Source organism: Nocardioides sp. TRM66260-LWL (assembly GCF_020075545.1).
Classification (GTDB): domain Bacteria; phylum Actinomycetota; class Actinomycetes; order Propionibacteriales; family Nocardioidaceae; genus Nocardioides.
Genome location: NZ_JAIQZK010000010.1, coordinates 22,434 through 40,543 on the forward strand (window position 1 = coordinate 22,434; position 18,110 = coordinate 40,543).

General features: G+C 73.0%; 18 protein-coding genes. 8 read left to right on the plus strand and 10 right to left on the minus strand.

Going from position 1 to position 18,110, the window contains the following annotated elements:
* Positions 1-60 precede the first annotated feature (60 nt).
* On the plus strand, positions 61-735 hold the full coding sequence (locus K8Z61_RS17155) for an MBL fold metallo-hydrolase (RefSeq protein ID WP_224131333.1): 675 nt from the start codon (positions 61-63) through the stop codon (positions 733-735).
* A 99-nt stretch (positions 736-834) separates the two neighbouring features.
* Here K8Z61_RS17155 and K8Z61_RS17160 read toward each other — a convergent pair whose 3' ends face one another.
* From K8Z61_RS17160 to K8Z61_RS17175, 4 genes are all read right to left on the minus strand, one after another.
* Positions 835-1,290: a hypothetical protein gene (locus K8Z61_RS17160; protein WP_224131335.1), complete on the minus strand. Its 456-nt coding sequence runs from the start codon at positions 1,288-1,290 to the stop codon at positions 835-837.
* Positions 1,291-1,433: 143 nt separating this feature from the next.
* Positions 1,434-2,501, minus strand: a complete 1,068-nt coding sequence (locus tag K8Z61_RS19440) for a ferredoxin--NADP reductase (RefSeq protein WP_224131337.1) — start codon at positions 2,499-2,501, stop codon at positions 1,434-1,436.
* A gap of 43 nt (positions 2,502-2,544) precedes the next feature.
* The gene (locus K8Z61_RS17170) at positions 2,545-2,847 is read right to left on the minus strand and encodes a hypothetical protein (protein ID WP_224131338.1); all 303 of its coding nucleotides are present in this window, start codon (positions 2,845-2,847) and stop codon (positions 2,545-2,547) included.
* Positions 2,847-4,046 carry a Rieske 2Fe-2S domain-containing protein gene (locus tag K8Z61_RS17175; RefSeq protein WP_224131340.1) on the minus strand — a complete coding sequence of 400 codons (1,200 nt, stop codon included), beginning with the start codon at positions 4,044-4,046 and terminating at the stop codon, positions 2,847-2,849. Before K8Z61_RS17175 ends, K8Z61_RS17170 begins: the two co-directional genes overlap by 1 nt.
* Before the next feature lie 136 nt (positions 4,047-4,182).
* Here K8Z61_RS17175 and K8Z61_RS17180 point away from each other — a divergent pair, with 136 nt between their 5' ends.
* The 3 genes from K8Z61_RS17180 (at position 4,183) to K8Z61_RS17190 (ending at position 6,785) form a co-directional block, all read left to right on the plus strand.
* On the plus strand, positions 4,183-5,370 hold the full coding sequence (locus tag K8Z61_RS17180) for an acyl-CoA dehydrogenase family protein (RefSeq protein ID WP_224131342.1): 1,188 nt from the start codon (positions 4,183-4,185) through the stop codon (positions 5,368-5,370).
* Positions 5,371-5,409: 39 nt separating this feature from the next.
* On the plus strand, positions 5,410-6,522 hold the full coding sequence (locus K8Z61_RS17185) for an acyl-CoA dehydrogenase family protein (protein WP_224131344.1): 1,113 nt from the start codon (positions 5,410-5,412) through the stop codon (positions 6,520-6,522).
* A gap of 98 nt (positions 6,523-6,620) precedes the next feature.
* Positions 6,621-6,785 (plus strand): hypothetical protein, encoded by a 165-nt coding sequence (locus K8Z61_RS17190; protein WP_224131345.1) that lies wholly within the window; start codon positions 6,621-6,623, stop codon positions 6,783-6,785.
* Positions 6,786-6,872: 87 nt separating this feature from the next.
* Here K8Z61_RS17190 and K8Z61_RS17195 read toward each other — a convergent pair whose 3' ends face one another.
* Genes K8Z61_RS17195 through K8Z61_RS17205 form a run of 3 tightly spaced genes read right to left on the minus strand, consistent with a single transcriptional unit; the run spans position 6,873 to position 11,082 of the window.
* On the minus strand, positions 6,873-8,333 hold the full coding sequence (locus K8Z61_RS17195) for an LVIVD repeat-containing protein (protein ID WP_224131347.1): 1,461 nt from the start codon (positions 8,331-8,333) through the stop codon (positions 6,873-6,875).
* Between the two features lies 1 nt (position 8,334).
* The gene (locus tag K8Z61_RS17200) at positions 8,335-9,438 is read right to left on the minus strand and encodes a nitronate monooxygenase family protein (RefSeq protein ID WP_224131348.1); all 1,104 of its coding nucleotides are present in this window, start codon (positions 9,436-9,438) and stop codon (positions 8,335-8,337) included.
* Between the two features lie 3 nt (positions 9,439-9,441).
* Positions 9,442-11,082 (minus strand): acyl-CoA synthetase, encoded by a 1,641-nt coding sequence (locus K8Z61_RS17205; RefSeq protein WP_224131350.1) that lies wholly within the window; start codon positions 11,080-11,082, stop codon positions 9,442-9,444.
* Positions 11,083-11,128: 46 nt separating this feature from the next.
* On the opposite strand from K8Z61_RS17205, the gene K8Z61_RS17210 reads away from it, so the two are divergent.
* The 3 genes from K8Z61_RS17210 to K8Z61_RS17220 all read left to right on the plus strand — a co-directional run bounded on the left by K8Z61_RS17210 (position 11,129) and on the right by K8Z61_RS17220 (position 13,372).
* The gene (locus tag K8Z61_RS17210; RefSeq protein WP_224131352.1) at positions 11,129-11,950 is read left to right on the plus strand and encodes a crotonase/enoyl-CoA hydratase family protein; all 822 of its coding nucleotides are present in this window, start codon (positions 11,129-11,131) and stop codon (positions 11,948-11,950) included.
* Between the two features lie 190 nt (positions 11,951-12,140).
* Complete coding sequence (locus K8Z61_RS19445; protein ID WP_224131353.1) at positions 12,141-12,818, plus strand: DUF3137 domain-containing protein; 678 nt, start codon at positions 12,141-12,143, stop codon at positions 12,816-12,818.
* Positions 12,815-13,372 carry a LemA family protein gene (locus K8Z61_RS17220; protein ID WP_224131354.1) on the plus strand — a complete coding sequence of 186 codons (558 nt, stop codon included), beginning with the start codon at positions 12,815-12,817 and terminating at the stop codon, positions 13,370-13,372. Before K8Z61_RS19445 ends, K8Z61_RS17220 begins: the two co-directional genes overlap by 4 nt.
* Positions 13,373-13,399: 27 nt before the next feature.
* Here the strand turns inward: K8Z61_RS17220 and fadD8 are convergent, their stop codons facing one another.
* From fadD8 to K8Z61_RS17235, 3 genes are all read right to left on the minus strand, one after another.
* Positions 13,400-15,022, minus strand: coding sequence for a fatty-acid--CoA ligase FadD8 (gene fadD8, locus K8Z61_RS17225; protein WP_224131356.1), 1,623 nt, complete (start codon positions 15,020-15,022; stop codon positions 13,400-13,402).
* Positions 15,023-15,086: 64 nt separating this feature from the next.
* A complete protein-coding gene (locus K8Z61_RS17230) occupies positions 15,087-15,953 on the minus strand; it encodes an oxidoreductase (RefSeq protein ID WP_224131358.1) in 867 nt (288 codons plus the stop codon).
* Between the two features lie 73 nt (positions 15,954-16,026).
* Positions 16,027-17,070 (minus strand): LLM class F420-dependent oxidoreductase, encoded by a 1,044-nt coding sequence (locus tag K8Z61_RS17235; RefSeq protein ID WP_224131360.1) that lies wholly within the window; start codon positions 17,068-17,070, stop codon positions 16,027-16,029.
* A 57-nt stretch (positions 17,071-17,127) separates the two neighbouring features.
* Here K8Z61_RS17235 and K8Z61_RS17240 point away from each other — a divergent pair, with 57 nt between their 5' ends.
* Positions 17,128-18,108, plus strand: a complete 981-nt coding sequence (locus K8Z61_RS17240) for a Zn-ribbon domain-containing OB-fold protein (protein WP_224131362.1) — start codon at positions 17,128-17,130, stop codon at positions 18,106-18,108.
* Positions 18,109-18,110 lie beyond the last annotated feature (2 nt).

Sequence of the window (18,110 nt, forward strand, 5' to 3'; positions counted from 1 at the left end):
ACGGGCGGGACGCGCGTCAGCCTGTCACGGCCCTCCGACACTCACGTTACGGTGGCGCGCATGAGCGCCTACACCGGAGACGTCGCCGTCGGCGGCGCCCCCGCCGTCCGCACCCTCGAGCACCTGACGATCACGAAGGTCGCCGTCGACGAGAAGATGGCCAACAACTGCTACCTGCTGCGGTGCGCGGCGACCGGCGAGCAGCTGCTGGTCGACGCCGCGGACGCCTCGGCGACCCTGCTGCCGCTGATCGGCGACGCCGGCCTGACCGCCGTGGTCACGACCCACCAGCACTGGGACCACCACCGAGCGCTCGCCGACGTCGTCGCCGCGACCGGCGCGGCGGTGATCAGCGGCGAGCCCGACGCGGCCGCGATCACCGAGCAGACCGGCGTGCCGGTGACCCGCACCGTGGGCGACGGCGACGTCGTCCGGGTCGGCGCCTGCGAGCTCGAGGTCACCGCGATCGCCGGCCACACCCCCGGCTCCGTCGCCCTGACCTACCGCGACCCGTCCGGCCACCCGCACCTGTTCACCGGCGACACCCTCTTCCCGGGCGGGGTCGGTGCCACCTTCGGCGACGCGGACGCGTTCGCGCAGCTCATCGGCGACGTCGAGACCAAGATCTTCGGCACCCTGCCGGACGACACGTGGTTCTACCCCGGCCACGGCGGCGACTCGACGCTGGGCGAGCAGCGGCCGCACCTGGCGGAGTGGCGCGAGCGCGGCTGGTGACGCGCGACCGCGGCGCGGGGCCGGTCACCGGAGTCAGGCAGGTCCGGGACGTCGGCTCCGCGCCGCGGTGGCAGGGGGAGGGAGCGGTCGAGGGCGGCGTCAGCCGTGACGCAGCTCGGCGGCCCCGCCGCAGAGCTGCGGGCTGAGCCCGCGGACGCCGGCCAGCACGGCCAGCGAGTCGAGGTCGGGGCAGCGGCCGCGCATCAGCGCGCCGGCCAGCTCCGCGGTGGTGAGGCCGCCGACGACGGCGACCGCGAGGGCCCGGGCGCCGAAGCGCTCGACCCAGGACCAGAGGAAGGCCGGGGCGACGAGGCGACGCTCGGCCGCCTCGAGGACGAGGGCGACGTCGGCCTCCGGGAGGCCCTCCCGACGCAGCCGCTCGACGACGTCGGGCAGCCGGACCTCGCGCGGGTCGACCGCGGCTCGGGAGCGCTCGCGGCGGATCACGGCGGCGTGGCCGGCCGGCGGCCGCGCGGCCAGCAGCATCACGGCCACGACCACGGCCAGCGAGATCAGCATCGCGGTTGCCACGACGATGGCGTCGTCGATGATCATTCGGTTCCCTCCCCAGGTTGCCTTCGAGGAGGACAACGCGACCGGCCCCGGGAGGCTACGGGTGTGCGCCGAACGATCTCGTCCGGTCTGGACCACCGCTCGCCGGGCGGTCGGGGCGAACCGGCGCGACCCAGGCGCGACGCTCAGGAGTAGGTGGCCTCGACGTCCTCGCCCACCGAGACCGACTGGCAGGCCAGGCGGATGCCGTCGGCGCGGTCCTCGTCGTCGAGGACGTCGTCGTGCAGCATCCGCACCTCGCCGGCCAGCAGCCGCACCGCGCAGGCCGAGCACTCGCCCTCGCGGCACGAGAACGGCGCCTTGACGCCCTTCGACTCCAGGTGGTCGAGCATCGTGGTGCCCGGGGCCCAGTCGTCGAAGACGTGCTTCTCGCCGTCCAGCTCGACCGAGAGCGAGACCGGCTCGGTGACGACCGGGCCGGCGTCGGCGACCGGCGCGTCCTCGGCCGGCGCGGTCGCGAGCGCGATCTCGCCGAACGGGTTGCCGCCGAGGGAGACGAACTTCTCCTGGTGGCGTCGCTCGCGCGGGAAGCCGAGCTCCTTGAGCGCGCCGGTGACCATCTTCATGAACGGCGCGGGGCCGCAGACGAACGCGTCGTGGCCGAGCCGGTCGGCGGCGAACGCCTCGATCTGGGCCGGCGTCGGCAGGCCCTGCACCGACTCCAGCCAGTGGACGACCTGGAGCCGGGAGGGGTGCTCGGCCGCCAGCCGCGACAGCTCCTCGGCGAAGATCACCGACCGCTCGTCGCGGTTGGCGTAGAGGACGTCGATGCGGCCGGTGCCGTGGGCGAGCGCGGTGCGCAGGATGGACATGATCGGCGTGACGCCGCTGCCGCCCGCGAACAGCAGCAGGTCGGCGTCGAGCGACGCCGGGGTGAAGATGCCGCTCGGCGGCAGCACCCGCAACGTGTCGCCCGGCGTCAGTCGGTCGCACAGCCAGTTCGACGCGTAGCCCTGGGCGGTGCGCTTGACCGTGACCGTCAGCGGTCCGCCGTCGTGCGGGCTCGAGGACAGCGAGTAGCAGCGTGCGGCGACGCCCGTGAGGTCGCTCGGCACGGCGACGGTCAGGAACTGGCCGGGCCGGTAGGCGAACGTCTGCTCCTCCCCCGCCGGCACGGCGAAGGAGATCGAGCGGGCGTCGGCGGTCTCCTCGACGACGTCGACGACGGTGAGCTCGAAGGACTGCGGGTCCACGGGTGCGGTGTCTCCTCGGTTCGGGGGCGGCGCGGCCGACGGCTCAGTAGCCGTCCTCGGCGCCGAGCGGGATGTCGCCGCGGCGGGCGGCGGCGTCGATGCTGGCGGCCAGGCGCTCACAAGCCTGATGCACGCCGCGGCCGCGGGCGCGCTCGTCCCGCCGGCTGAGCACAGGGCACGCGGCGGTGGCCTCGGCGCTCCACTGCACCGACGTGTGGTGCTCGGAGTTCTTCTTCACCCCGACCCTCGCCAGGCAGTCGAGGCAGGCGACCTCGACGAGCCGGGCCGCGGTGTAGAGCCGCTGGTCCTCGGCGGTCTCCGGGCTGGTCGGGACGAACGAGGCCATCAGGCGTCGACGGCCGCCGGGGCGGCCTCCTCCTGCGCGGCGGCCTCCTGCTCGGCCCGCTCCTGCTCGGCCCGCCGGGCGAGGTTCTCGGCGACCTCGACCTGCCAGAACTCGTTGGCCTTCGTGGTGTCGACCTCGAACTCGAAGCGGGCCGTCATCTCCGGGCTGACGTCGGCGACGTCGACGTAGAACTGCTCGTACCAGCGGCGCAGCTGGTAGACCGGCCCGTCCTCCTCGCAGAGCAGCGGGTTCTGCACGGGGATCTTGTTCTTCCAGATGTGCACGTCCTGCAGGAATCCGCCGCCGAACATCTGGGCGTACTTGCGCGCGATGTACTGCGCGGTGCGGTCGTCGAGCCCCTCGGGCTTCTTGACGGTGATGCCGTACTGGAGGGTGAAGGAGTCGGGCCCGGTGGGCAGGTGGCAGTTGATCAGGACGACCTCGGTCTGGAAGCCCTTGTACTCCACGTCGAGCCAGTTGATCATGTACGACGGCCCGTAGTACGTGGCCTCCGAGCGCAGGAAGAGGTCGGCGTCGGAGTAGCCCTCGGTCTTGTCGGGGCGCCCCTTGGACTCCATGTACTGGGTGGCCGTGTGGCCCTCGAAGACGTTGCGGAAGCTCGTCGGGAACGAGAAGTGCACGTAGTAGAAGTGCGCCATGTCGACGACGTTGTCGATCAGCTCGCGGCAGTGGGAGCCCTCGATCGGCTCGACCGCCCAGATCCAATCGGTGTAGGCGTCGGTGCCGACGCCGGGCAGCTCCGGGGGCAGCAGGTCGTGGTCGGCCGCGCTGTTCTCGGCGTCGTGCCAGATGAGCAGCTGGCCGTTGCGGACGACCGTCTCGTAGCGCTGCGTGCGGGCGCGCAGCGGGACGCGTCGGGCGTACGGGATGGTCTTGCAGCGGCCGTCGCCGCCCCAGCGCCAGTCGTGGAACGGACACGCGATCTCGTCGCCCTTGACCGAGCCCTGGGTGAGGTCGCCACCCATGTGGCGGCAGTAGCCGTCCAGGACGTTCAGCCGGCCCTCGGAGTCCGACCAGACGACCAGCTTGGTGCCGAAGGCCTCGATGCCGTGCGGCTTCCCGTCGGCGAAGGTCGAGGCCAGGCCGAGGCAGTGCCAGCCGCGGGCGAACCGCTGGGGCTCCAGGCCCCGGTCGAGCATCCGCACCGCACCTGGGGTGGTGCCGCCGCCGTGGTTCATCGCGTCCTCCGCTTCCTGTGGACCAAAACGAGAACAGGTTATAGTTTTGCGACGTGTGGCGCCAGCCACACGCCCCAGCATCCCAGAGCCGCGCCGTCCCGGCGGCGGCTCGCCGGCCGCACGAACGGAGCCGTCCATGCACCTGGAGCTCGAGCCCGAGCAGGTACGCCTGCGCGAGGAGCTGCGCGAGTACTTCGCCGACCTGGTCACCCCCGAGGTCCGCGCGGGCCTCTCCTCGGCCACCGGCGAGTTCGGCGACGCCGGCGTCTACAAGGACGTCATCCGTCGCCTCGGCACGGACGGCTGGCTCGGCATCGGCTGGCCGAAGGAGTACGGCGGCCAGGCGCGCTCGATGGTCGACCAGCTGATCTTCACCGACGCCGCCGCCGTGGCCGGCGTGCCGGTGCCGTACCTGACGCTCAACACCGTCGGGCCGACGATCATGCACTACGGCACGCAGGAGCAGAAGGACTACTTCCTCCCCCGCATCCTGGCCGGCGACCTGCACTTCTCCATCGGCTACTCCGAGCCCGGCTCCGGCACCGACCTCGCCTCGCTGCAGACCCGCGCGGTGCGCGAGGGCGACGAGTGGGTGATCAACGGCCAGAAGATGTGGACCTCGCTGATCCAGTACGCCGACTGGATCTGGCTGGCCTGCCGCACCGACGCCGACCTGCCCCGGCACAAGGGCCTCTCGATGATCCTCGTGCCGGCCGACGCCGAGGGCTTCTCCTACACGCCCGTGCACACGGTGGCGGGGGTGCACACCAGCGCCACCTACTACCAGGACGTGCGGGTGCCGGTGACCAACCTGGTCGGCGAGCTCAACCGCGGGTGGCCGCTGATCACCGACCAGCTCAACAAGGAGCGCGTGGCGCTGACCTCGGCCGCGCCGCTGCAGCAGTCCCTGCGCCTGGTGCGCGAGTGGGCGCAGCAGACCAAGAACCCCGACGGCCAGCGGGTGATCGACGCCGAGTGGGTGCAGATCGCGCTCGGCCGGGCGCACGCCCGCATCGACATGCTCACCCAGCTGAACTGGAAGCTCACCTCCGACGCCGACCTCGGCATCGCGCTCTCCCCCGCCGAGGCGTCGGCGACCAAGATCTACGGCTCCGAGCTCGCGATCGAGGTGTATCGCTCGCTGATGGAGGTCGTCGGCCCGCACGCCGGGCTCACCGGCGACTCCGAGGGCGCGGTGCTCGCCGGGCGCCTCGAGCGCTACCACCGCTCGTCGCTCGTCATGACCTTCGGCGCCGGCACCAACGAGATCCAGCGCGACATCATCGGCTACGTCGGCCTCGGCCTGCCGGCCGCGTCCCGCTGACGCCGAGCCGCACCCGAGCCCCCTCCCAGGACGGATCCCATGGACTTCACCTTCACCCCCGAGCAGGACGACGCCGCGGCCCTCGCCGCGCGGATCCTCGCCGACGCCACGACCACCGACCGGCTCAAGGCGGTCGAGGCCGCCGGCGATCGCCTCGACCGCGACCTGTGGCGAGCCCTCGGCGAGGCCGGCCTGCTCTCCCTGCAGCTCCCCGAGGAGCACGGCGGCGCCGGGCTCGGCCTGATCGAGCTCGCCCGGGTGCTCGTCGAGGCCGGACGCCGCGTCGCGCCCGTGCCGCTCGCCGTGCACGGGGCGGCGTCGCTGCTGCTGGCCGAGGCGGGGACGCCGGAGCAGCAGGCCGCCTGGCTGCCCGCCGCCGCATCCGGCGAGGCCGTGCTGACCGCCGCCGTGGCCGAGGAGCGCAGCCATCTGCCGGCGCGTCCCGTCACGGTCGCCCGGGTCGCGGGCGAGGGCCACGCCCTGCACGGCGCCAAGGCGCTGGTGCGCGCCGGCGCCACGGCCTCCGCGGCGCTGGTCACCGCCACCGTCGAGGGCACCGAGGGCGGCGTCGGCGTGTTCCTCCTCGACCTCGGCGCAGACGGCGTGGAGCGCACGCCGCAGCGCACCAGCGACGGCGACGTCGTCGTCCGGCTCGACCTCACCGGCGCCCCCGCGACGCTGGTCGGCGCCGCCGACGGCGTCGCCGCCACCCGGCTGGGCCAGCTGCTGACCCTCACCACGGCCGCCGAGCTGCTCGGCGTCACCGAGGGGGCGCTCGCGCTGACCGCCGGCTACGCGCGCACCCGCGAGCAGTTCGGTCGTCCGATCGGCACCTTCCAGGCGGTCTCGCAGCGCCTCGCCGACGGCTACATCGACGTGCTCGGGCAGCGGCTGACGCTGTGGAGCGCCGTGTGGCGGCTCACCGAGGGCCTCCCCGCGGAGGTGGAGGTCGCCACCGCCAAGCTGTGGGCCGCGGACGCCGCCCACCGGCTGGCGCACACCACCGTGCACGTGCACGGGGGCGTCGGCATCGACCTCGACGGCGAGGCGCACCGGTACTTCACCGCGGCCAAGCGCTTCGAGTTCGCCTGGGGCTCGGCCACCGAGCAGGCGCTCGCCATCGGCCGCGTGCTGGCCGCCGAGCCGGCCTGACCGCCCGCCGGTCGGCCCGGCCGGCCCACCCTGTCGCACGCCCCGGATCGTCCGTTCGACCGATCCGGGGCGTCGTCGCGTCGGCCTACCGTTCTCGGGTGAGGTGGGCGGACGAGGCGCAGCGGCAGGCGTCGCTGCGGCGCGCCGTGCGGCTGGCGCTGGTGGTCGCCATGCTGGTCTTCCTCGCCGTCGCGACCTGGCCCACGCTGACCCGCGCGGGCACGCCGGGCGGCGCGATCACGCCGGTGAGCTCCGACCACTGAGGTCGGCGGACGCGAGGGTCTCGACAGGCTCGACCACCGACCCACGGCCCGACCCAGCGACGGACGCCCAGACGGCTCGCGTGACGGTCAGCGGAGCAGCCGCTGGACCCCGTTCGTGAGCTGGACGACGTGGAAGCCGGTGTTGGCGTCGGTGTACCAGACCTGGCCGCGCCGGCGGTCCCAGGCGGGCGCGGACATCGCGAAGGCGCCCGCGAAGGTGGGCAGCCCCACCGCCGGCGTGGCGGGCTGGTTGAAGTAGGCCACCTCCCGCGGGTGGTCGACGTCGCGGATGTCGAAGAGCCGCAGCCCCGAGAGGATCATCGAGCAGCCCGCGATCGCCGGGTCGACGCTCGTCGGCAGCGAGCAGTAGTGGGCCGCGTAGCCCTGGGCGGGGAACGACGCCCCGGGGTCGCCCACCTGCTCGCCGCCGTGGACGTCGGGCTGGTGGACGGCGAGCCGGATGCGCGAGACCACGCGCGGGCGGCGCGGGTCCTCGACGTCGATGATCCGTGCGGCGCCGACCGAGGCGTTCGGCCCGGCGAGCAGCCCGCCGAGCTCGAAGAGGTCGATGAACTCGTCGACCTCGAGGACGTAGTGGTGGCCGTCGCGGGTGAACGGCTCGGCCACCTGCGGGATCGAGTGCTCGGGCCAGGTGATCTCCGAGAGCACGGGCACGGCCGGGCTCGCCGCGCGGTCCTGGATGCCGCCGACGTCGAGGATGGTCAGGCCGGCGTCGCGCAGCAGGGTCAGCGACGGCGTGCCGATGCGGGCGGCGTACAGCGTGCGGTCGTCGGCGGAGAGCCGCAGACCGTGGTAGGTGACGCCCCAGCGGGTGAAGATCGTCCGCGGGGTCGAGGGATCGGTCAGGTCGACCGCGGCGAGCGTCGCCACCGTGCTCGCGGTGTAGAAGGTGCGGCCGTCGTGCGACCAGCCCGACTCGTGGCCCAGCACGCCGGACGGCGTGCTCGAGCGCAGCACCGGGAAGCGGCAGTCGGCGCGCAGGTCGTAGACGTCCAGGACGCCCGGGTAGGTCAGGAACGTGCCGAGCACGCCGGCCAGCAGGCCGCGCCGCTGGTTGAGCAGCAGGCTCTCGTGCGGGCTGATCATCGCCGGCGTGCGGAGCGTGGTCGTGTGCACCGGCTTCGCCGGGTCGGTCATGTCGAGGACGACCACCCCGTTGCCCTTCCCGGTCGTCAGTCCGGTGACGACGTCGCGGGGGAAGACCAGCGTCGAGTCGTAGTAGGCGCAGGTGCGTCCGGTGCGGTCGGTGTAGCGCAGCACCTTGAAGCCGCCGGTGCGCCCGACGGTCGCGACCGGACGCGTGTTGCACCGGTAGCCGCGGGCGGCGCGGCCCGAGGCGTAGTCGGAGGCCGGCACGCGGCCCTGGATGCCGGTCTCCGGGCGGGCCCCGGGGCCGCAGACGGCCGCCGGCACCGGCTGCAGCGCGTCGAGCGCGGAGACGCTCGGGACGGCGTGCAGGCCGACGCCGCCGGCCACGACGAGCGCGATCGCCGCCCCGAGGCGGCGCACCGGGGCGGCGACGCGCACGTCAGGCGTTGATCTTGCCGAGGGCGGCGACGGCCTCGCCGAACTCCGTGACCAGGTCGGCCACGACGTCGGCGACCGGGCGCACCCGGTTCATCCGACCGACGATCTGGCCGATCGGCATCGAGATGACGTCGGGGTCGCCGGAGGCGTTGATCCGGTTGTGGGCCTCGGCCACGAGCAGGTTCTGCAGCGGCATCGGCAGCGGCGCGGGTGCGCCCTCCTCCGCCCATGCGTCGGTCCACTTCGTCTTCAGCAGGCGCGCCGGCTTGCCGGTGTAGATGCGGGTGCGCACGGTGTCGCTGGAGCTGGCCCGGAGGAAGGCCTCCTCCCAGCCCTGGTTGGAGGCGAGGTTGCGGTACTCCTCGGTGCCCAGCCAGATCGAGCCCATCCACACGCCCTGCGCGCCGAGCGCGAGCGAGGCCGCGATCTGCCGGCCCGAGCCGATGCCGCCGGCGCCGAGCACCGGGACGTCCGGGCCGACGGCGTCAACGACCTCGGGCGTGAGCACCATCGAGGCGATCTCGCCGGTGTGACCGCCGGCCTCGTAGCCCTGGGCGATGATCACGTCGACGCCGTTGGCCACGTGGTTGAGCGCGTGCTTGGCGGTGCCCGCGAGCGCGCCCACCTTGACCCCCGCCGCGTGGCACTTCTCGATCACGTCGACCGGCGGGCTGCCCAGCGCGTTCGCCATGAACACGGTGCGGTGCTGCAGGGCGACGTCGACGTGCGAGCGCGCCACCGAGTGCAGCCAGCCGAGCACCCCGTCGCGACCCTCGCCCTCGGGCAGCGGCGGGACGCCGAGCCTGAGCAGGGTCTCGTCGACGAACCGGCGGTGGTCCTCGGGGATGTAGGACGACAGGTCGGTGGAGGTGCCCTCGGTGGGCACCTTCATCGGCATGACGACGTCGGTGCCGTACGGCTTGCCGTCGGTGTTCTCGTCCATCCAGGTCAGCGTGCGGTCGAGCTCCTCGGTGTCGTTGAACCGCACGCAGCCGAGCACGCCCAGGCCGCCGGCGCGGGACACCGCGGCGGCCACGTGCTCGGAGGGGGTGAACGCGACGATCGGGTACTCGACGCCGAAGAGGTCGCAGATGGGGGTGCGCATCGATCAGACTCCAGTCGTGAGGGATTCCAGGGCGAGCTCCTTGGCTCGCGGGTACTGCGCCTTGCCGGTGGCGTTCCGCGGGATCTGCGGGACGACGGCGAGCTGGCGCGGCAGCTTGTAGCCCGAGAGGTGCTCGCGCAGGAAGGTCCGCAGGTCCTCCAGCTCGAGCGTGACGTCCTCGCGCAGCTCGACGACGGCGGTGACGGCCTGGCCGTACCGCTCGTCGGGCAGCCCGACGACGAGCACGTCGTAGACGGCCGGGTGGCGCTTGATCGCCATCTCGACCTCCTCGGGGAAGACCTTCTCCCCGCCGGTGTTCACGCAGTTCGAGCCCCGGCCGAGCATCGTCACGCGGCCGTCGGCCTCGATGCGGGCGAAGTCGCCGGGCACCGAGTAGCGCTCGCCGTCGATGACCAGGAAGGTCTCGGCCGACTTGCGCTCGTCCTTGTAGTAGCCGACCGGCACGTGGCCGCCACGCGCCAGCCGCCCGGTGCGTCCGGCACCCGAGGCCAGGTCGATCGGCCGGTTGTCGTCGTCGAGCACGACCACGTGCGGGCCGAGCGCGACGACCGGTCCGTCGGTGCTCAGGTGCGCGGCGTCCTGCAGGCCGGTGCCCTGGAAGCCGGTCTCGGAGGCCCCGATGGAGTCGGTGAAGAACGAGTTCGGGAACGCCGCCATCCAGCGCTCCTTGACCGGCGGGCTGAAGATCGCGGCGCTGCTGGAGATCGCGATCAGGTCGGGGCAGTGGTACGGCGTGCCGGTGGCGGCCTTCGCCTCGTAGGCCTCGATGAGCGGGCGCGCCATGGCGTCGCCGGTCATGAATATCAGCTGCACCTTCTCGCGCTCGATGATCTCCCAAGTGCGCACGGGGTCGAACTTCGGCTCGAGGATCGTGAGGTGCCCGGCGAACAGGTGCATGAGCAGGCCCGCCTGGGCGCCGCCGTGCATGAGCGGGCTCAGCGGGAAGGTGGTCATCCGGCCGTCCTGCGCGGCCTGCGCCGCCTGGTCGTGCTCCTCGAGCAGCGCGCCGGTCATGAAGTCGATGCCGCCGCCGAGCACCCGCCAGAAGTCCTCGTGGCGCCACATGACGCCCTTCGGGAAGCCCGTGGTGCCGCCGGTGTAGATGATGTGCAGGTCGTCGTTCGAGCGCGGGCCGAAGTCGCGCTCGGCGCTCTGCACGCCCAGCGCGTCGTCCCACAGCACGCCGCCGAAGGCCGAGACGTCGCTGGCGTCGTCGGGTTCCATGACGTCGGGCATGACGACGACCGAGGTGAGCCGCTCGTGCTTGGGGAAGCACGACGCGACGAGCGGGGCGTAGGTGCGCTCGACGACCAGCGCGACGACGTCGGCGTTGTCGAAGAGGTAGTCGAGCTCGGCCTCGACGTAGCGGTAGTTGACGTTGATGTTGACGGCGCGGATCTTGCAGATCGCGAGCACAGCCACCACGTGCTCGACGGAGTTCTTGGCGTAGACCGCGACGTGCTGCCCGGGCTGCACGCCCTGGGCCTGCAGGTGGTGGGCGAGCCGGTTGGCGTCGGCCTCGAGCTCGGCGAAGGTGACGGTGCGCTCCCCCACCTTCAGGGCCGGCTTGTCAGGGGCGGCGTCGACGGCGTGCTCGAAGAGATCGGCGATGTTGAGGGCCACGGCCGAAGACTAGAACACGTTCTTGTTTGTGGCTAGCATCACGCCCATGACCGCTGCGATCACCGAGCCGGACGCCGCCGCGACGGCCCCCGACTGCCTCGTCGAGCAGGACGGCCACGTCCTGATCGTCACCATGAACCGTCCCGAGCGTCGCAACGCGCTCTCCTCGCAGATGCTGCGGATCATGGAGTCGGCGTGGGACCGCGTGAACGAGGACCCCGAGATCCGCGTGTGCATCCTCACCGGCGCCGGCGGCTACTTCTGCGCCGGCATGGACCTCAAGGCGGCCGACGAGAAGCCGCCGTCGGAGAGCTTCGAGGACGGCAGCTACGACCCCACGATCATCAAGGGCCTGCTCAAGGGCTTCCGCCTGACCAAGCCGCTGATCGCGGCGGTCGAGGGCCCGGCGATCGCCGGCGGCACCGAGATCCTCCAGGGCACCGACCTGCGCGTGGCCGGCGCGTCCGCCCGGTTCGGCGTCGCCGAGGCCCGGTGGAGCCTCTACCCGATGGGCGGCTCGGCGGTGCGGCTCCCCCGCCAGATCCCCTACACCGTGGCCGCGGAGCTGCTGCTGACCGGCCGCACCCTCGACGCCGCCGAGGCGAAGGAGATCGGCCTGATCGGCCACGTCGTCCCCGACGGCGAGGCGCTGACGAAGGCCCGCGAGCTCGCCGACCGGATCGCCGCGAACGGCCCGCTCGCCGTCCAGGCGATCCTGCGGACGATGCGCGCGTCCGAGGGCCGCCACGAGGACGAGTGCTGGGCCGACGACGCCCGCATCGGCGCCGCCGTGTTCTCCTCCGACGACGCCAAGGAGGGCCCGCGGGCGTTCCTGGAGAAGCGCGCGCCGGTCTTCCGCGGCCGCTGACGTGGGAGCGGCGCCGCCAGGGTCCCGATAGCCCTGGCCGCACCGCGCGTCCCAGCCTCGCGGCCGCAGGGCGGACCCACATGAGCAGCGATGCTCAGGTCCGGCCCGACAGCCGCGGAGGCCTGCGACGGACCCCGACCGTTCGGCGAACGTCCGCCTTCCTGGGGACGCCGGACGGCATGCTGAGCCCGTGATCGTCCTCGCGTTCGTCGGCGCCCTCGCGCTGATCGCGCTCGTCGCCTGGCTGTCGTACCGCGCCGAGCAGCGGCACCGCGCCGCCCTCACCGCGTTCGCGACCGCCCGCGGCTGGAGCCTCGCCGACTCCGATCCGAGCCTGGTGCACCGGTTCTCCGGGGAGCCCTTCGGCCGGGGGTTCGGCCGGAGGACGCGGCACGTGCTGCGCGGCACCCACGCCGGGCGGCCGTTCGTCGTCTTCGACTACGTGCACAAGACGCGAGACGGCAGCGGCGAGAACGCCCGCACGGTCACCCATCGCCACTGCCTGACGGTGATCGAGCTGGGCGTGCGCACCCCCGGCCTCGTGGTCGACCCCGAGAACGTGCTCGAGCGGTTCGCGGGACGGCTGCTGAACACCGACATCGAGCTGGAGTCCGAGGAGTTCAACCGGGCCTTCCGGGTCAACTCCCGCGACCGGCGGTTCGCCTCGGCGGTGCTGCACCCGCGGATGATGGAGCACCTGCTGCACCTGCGCGACCTCGGCTGGCGGATCGAGGACGACGCGATGATCCTGGTCGAGCGGGGCTCCTACGAGGTCGACGGCGTCGAGACGAGGCTGGCGATGCTGGCCTCGGTGCTCGACCTCGTGCCCGACTTCGTCTGGGACGATCTGCGCGGAGGCCGCGGATGATCGCGCTCGCCGTCGCGGCCGGCGTCGTCCTGCTCGCCGGACTCGCGGTGATCGTCATGTACAACCGGTTCGGCTCCCAGCAGGCGCTGATCGAGGAGTCGTGGTCGGGCATCGACGTCGAGCTCACCCGGCGTCACGACCTGGTCCCGAACCTGGTCGCGACCGTGCGCGGCTATGCGGCGCACGAGGCGGCGGTCCTCGCGGCCCTGACCGACGCCCGGGAGAGCGCCGTGGCCGCGGCCGGACGTCCGCCCGCCGACCGCGCCCCCGCCGAGGACGCGCTCACCGGCTCGCTCGGGCAGGTGCTCGCGCGCGCCGAGGCCTACCCCGACCTGAAGGCGTCGGCCGGCTTCCTGGCCCTCCAGCGCGAGCTGGTCACGACCGAGGACCGCATCGCCGCCGCCCGCCGGTTCTTCAACGGCAACGTCCGCGCCTACAACGCCCGCTGCCGCACCGTGCCGTCGAGCCTCGTGGCCTCGGCGTTCGGGTTCCGTCCGCGGGCGTTCTTCGAGATCCGCGACGTCTCGGTGCGGGAGGTGCCGGACGCGGGCTGAGCCCGGCGGCCGGCCCGGGCCGTCCGGTCAGCCGACGGCGCGCTCGCCGGTCCAGAACCGCGCGCGGAGCGCCTTCTTGTCCGGCTTGCCGAGCCCGGTGAGCGGCAGCGCGTCGGCGACGATCACCTGCTTCGGCGCCTGCACCGACCCCTTGCGCTGCTTGACGGCGGCCTGGATCTCGGCGGTCATGGTCGCGATCGAGGCCTCGTCGCGCGGGGCGTCCTCGCGCAGCACGACGACCGCCGTGACGGCCTCGCCGAACCGCTCGTCCGGCACCCCGATGACGCCGACCTGGGCGACCATCGGGTGCTCGGCGACGACGTCCTCGACCTCGCGCGGGAAGACGTTGAAGCCGCCCGTCACGATCATGTCCTTGGTGCGGTCGACGATGTACCAGAAGCCGTCCTCGTCCTCGCGGGCGACGTCGCCGGTGTGCATCCAGCCGTCGCGGAAGGTCTCGGCGGTGGCGTCCGGCAACTGCCAGTAGCCGGCCGAGAGCAGCGGTCCGGCCACGCAGATCTCCCCCGGCTCGCCCTGCGCCACCGGCCGGCCGTCCTCGCCGAGGAGGGCCGCGCGCAGGTAGGCCGAGGGCCGGCCGCACGAGGTGAGCCGGTGCTCCAGCGGCCGGCCGTCCTCGTCGACGTGGTCGCCCTTGGCGAAGTAGGTGATGACCATCGGCGCCTCGGACTGGCCGTAGTACTGGGCGAAGATCGGGCCGAGCCGCTCGATCGCCTCCTTCAGGCGCACCGGGTTGATCGCCGAGGCCCCGTAGTAGACCGTCTCGAGGCTGGAGAGGTCGCGGGTGCGCGAGTCGGGGTGGTCGAGCAGCGCGTAGAGCATCGTCGGGACGAGCATGAGCGAGGTGATCCGCTGCTCCTCGATGGTCCTCAGCACCTCGGCGGGGTCGAAGCGCGCGGAGACGAAGAGCGTGCCGCCCTGCAGCACGACCGGCACGAAGAACGCCGCGCCCGCGTGCGAGAGCGGGGTGCACATGAGGAAGCGGGGCTGCGCGGGCCACTCCCACTCGGCCATCTGGATCTGCGCCATGGTCGAGAAGGCGCGGACGGTGCCGACGACGCCCTTCGGCTTGCCGGTGGTGCCGCCGGTGTAGGTGATCGAGGTGATGTGGTCGGGCTCCAGCAGCGCCGCCTCGAGGGGACGCGGCTCGAAGCCGGCCGCGACCTCGGTGAGGTCGGTGGCCGTGACGCCGGGCAGGTCGGCCAGCTGCGGCGGCACGGGGCCGATCGTCAGCACCTGACCGAGCTTCGGGCACCGCTGCACCAGCTCGACGGCGCGGTCGGCGAAGTACGGGTCGACGACGAGCACGCTGATGCCGGCGTCCTCGATGACGTAGGCGTGGTCGTCGGCCGAGCCGAGCGGGTGCAGCGAGGTGCGCTGGAACCCCTGGGTCTGGCCCGCGCCGAGCACGAAGAGCACCTCGGGACGGTTGAGCGCGAGCAGCGCGCCGGCCACGCCGCGTCCGGCGCCGAGGGACTCGAAGGCCTGGACGTACTGCGAGATCCGCTCCGCGACCTCGCGGCCGGTGAGCGTCACGTCGCCCAGGTGGACGATCGGACGGCGCGCGTGGCGCTTGAGGGCCGCGACCATCAGGTGGCCGTTGTGGGTCGGGGTGCGCAGCGTGTCGGTCACGCCGGGAGACTAGAACGCGTTCTATTTGTGCGGCAAGGGGCGTGGCCACCGCCGGGCACGGGCGTCAGCCGGCGATGCCCTCCAGGTCGAGGAGGTCCTGCTCGTCGAGGACGAGATCGGCGGCCGCGAGGTTGTCGGCCAGGTGCTCGGGCGAGGACGTCCCGGGGATCACCGCGATCGCCGGGGAGCGCTGCAGCAGCCAGGCCAGCGCCACGCGCTGCGCCGAGACGCCCCGGCGCGACGCCACGGCGTCCAGCACCTGCGACTGCAGCGGCGTGAAGCCCCCGAGCGGGAAGTAGGGCACGTAGACCAGGCCCTCGGCCTCGAGGTGGTCGATCAGCGGGTCGTCCTCGCGCTTCGCCAGGTTGTACTCGTTCTGGACGCACACGATCGACGCGACGCCGCGCGCCCACCCCAGCTGCTCGGGCGTCACCTCGCTGACGCCGAGGTGGCGGATCTTGCCCTGCTGCTGCAGCTCGGCCAGCGCGCCCACGGCGGCCGTGAGCTTCGGCTCCGCCGCGATCGGCGGCATGACCCGCAGGTTGACCACGTCGAGGGTCTCGACGCCGAGGTGGCGCAGGTTGTCCTCGACGCCGGCGACCAGCTGCTCGGGACGGCCGGCCGGCAGCCAGTCGCCCTTCTCGCTGCGCCGGGCGCCGACCTTGGTGACGATCGTCAGGTCGTCGGGATACGGGTGCAGCACCTCCCGGATCAGCTGGTTGGTGAGGTGCGGTCCGTAGAAGTCGCTGGTGTCGATGTGGGTGACGCCGGCCTCGACGACGCGGCGGAGCACGGTGCGGGCGGCGTCGGGATCGCGGGGCGGACCCATGACGCCGGGGCCGGCCAGCTGCATGGCGCCGTAGCCCAGGCGCGAGACGGTGCGGTCGCCGAGTCGGAGGGTGCCGCCCGGGGCGGTGCGCTGCGTCGTCATGCCCCCACTGTGCCGGGGCCGCGGCGGTCGCCACGGCCCCGACGGGTGAGCCCGCGCCTCCGGGGAGGCCGGGTCAGGCCAGCAGCTCGGCGATCCGCCGGACCTCCTCGGGCGTGCGCAGGCTGAGCATCAGCGTCGTCACGCCGGTCTCGGCCCACTGCGCGACCTTCTCCTTGACCTCGCCCTCGGTGCCGATGATGTGCATGTCCTCGATCAGGGCGTCGGGGATCAGGGCGGTGGCCTCGTCCTTGCGGCCGGTCAGGTAGAGCTCCTGGACGGTGCCGGCGAGCTCCTCGTAGCCCATCCGCTCGAAGACCTGCTTGTGGAAGTTGGCGTCCTTGGCGCCCATGCCGCCCATGTAGAGCGCGGCGAACGGCTTCATCGCCTCGATCGCGGCCTGCTTGGCGGCGGCGTCCGGCACGATCTCGAGGTGGCAGGTGGCCGCGATCTCGAAGTCGGCGCGGGTGCGGCGGGCGCCGGGCCGGGCGAACCCCTCGTCGAGCCACGGCTGGTACATCCCGGCCGAGCCGGGCGTGTAGAAGATCGGGATCCAGCCGTCGGCGATCTCCGCTGTCTGGGCGACGTTCTTCGGGCCCTCGGCGCCGAGCCAGATCGGCAGGTCGGCCCGGAGCGGGTGGGTGATCGGCTTGAGCGGCTTGCCCAGGCCGGTCGCGCCCTCGCCGCGCAGCGGGAGCGGGTAGTGGGGGCCGTCGTTGGTGACCGCGCCCTCGCGGGCCAGGACCTGGCGGATGATCGACACGACCTCGCGGGTGCGGGCCAGCGGCTTCGCGAACGGCTGGCCGTACCAGCCCTCGACGACCTGCGGGCCGCTCACGCCCATGCCGAGGATCATCCGGCCGCCGGAGAGGTGGTCGAGGGTCAGCGCGTGCATCGCGATCGACGTCGGGGTGCGCCCCGACATCTGGACGATCGAGGTGCCGAGCCGCACGTTGCGGGTCTCGCGGCCCCACCACGCCAGCGGCGTGAACGCGTCGGAGCCCCACGCCTCGGCGGTGAAGATGGCGTCGAAGCCGCTCTCGTCGGCCGCAGCGACGAGCCCGGCGTGGTTGGTCGGCGGCTGCGCCTGCCAGTACCCCAGCTGAAGTCCCAGTCTCATGCGCGCACCCTCTCACGGCCCTTGCCCCAGGTATAGAACGTGTTCTAGTTTGCGGCCATGTCGAGAACCCTGCAGGCCCCCGTCACCGTGGCGTTCGACTACACCCGCTCGACCGGTCCCGTCCTCGGACGCTTCCTGACCGGGCTGCGGGACGGCGTCGTCGTCGCCGGCCGCACCTCCGACGGCGAGATCGTCGTCCCGCCGCCGGAGTACGACCCCGTCACCCACGCGCAGCTGGACGACTTCGTCGAGGTCGCCGCCGAGGGCAGCGTCGTGTCGTGGACCTGGGTGCCCGAGCCGGTCAAGGGCCAGCCGCTCGACCGTCCCTTCGCCTTCGCCCTCGTGCTTCTCGACGGCGCCACCCGCACGCTGCTGCACGCGCTCGACGTGCCGACGCCCGACGCGGTCTCGACGGGCATGCGGGTGCGGGTGCGCTGGGCCGGCGAGCGGGTCGGCGCGATCACCGACATCGCCTGCTTCGAGCCGGCCGACGGCTCTGCGGCGGGCGCGGGCGGCGCCGGCGGCGCGGGCGGCACCGAGCCGCTGGCCGTTCCCGACCCGGTGACCGGCGTCATCACGCCCGTCTCCCTCGACTACGTCTACGCCGCCTCCCCGGAGGAGTCGGCCTTCTACCGGGGCCTCGCCGAAGGCCGCATCGTCGGCCAGCGCTGCCCGTCCTGCGGCAAGGTCTACGTGCCCCCGCGTGCCGCCTGCCCCACCGACGGCACGCCGACCACCGACGAGGTCGAGGTGTCCCACAGCGGCACGGTCACCACGTTCTGCATCGTCAACGTGCCGTTCCTCGGCCAGCGGATCACCCCGCCGTACGTCTCGGCCTACGTGCTGCTCGACGGCGCCGACATCGCGGTGCTGCACCTGATCCTCGACATCCCGGCCGACCAGGTGCGCATGGGCATGCGCGTCAAGGCGGTGTGGAAGCCCCGCGAGGAGTGGGGCACGACGATCGAGAACATCAGCCACTTCGCGCCCACCGGCGAGCCCGACGCCGACTTCGACTCCTACCGCCACCACCTCTGAAA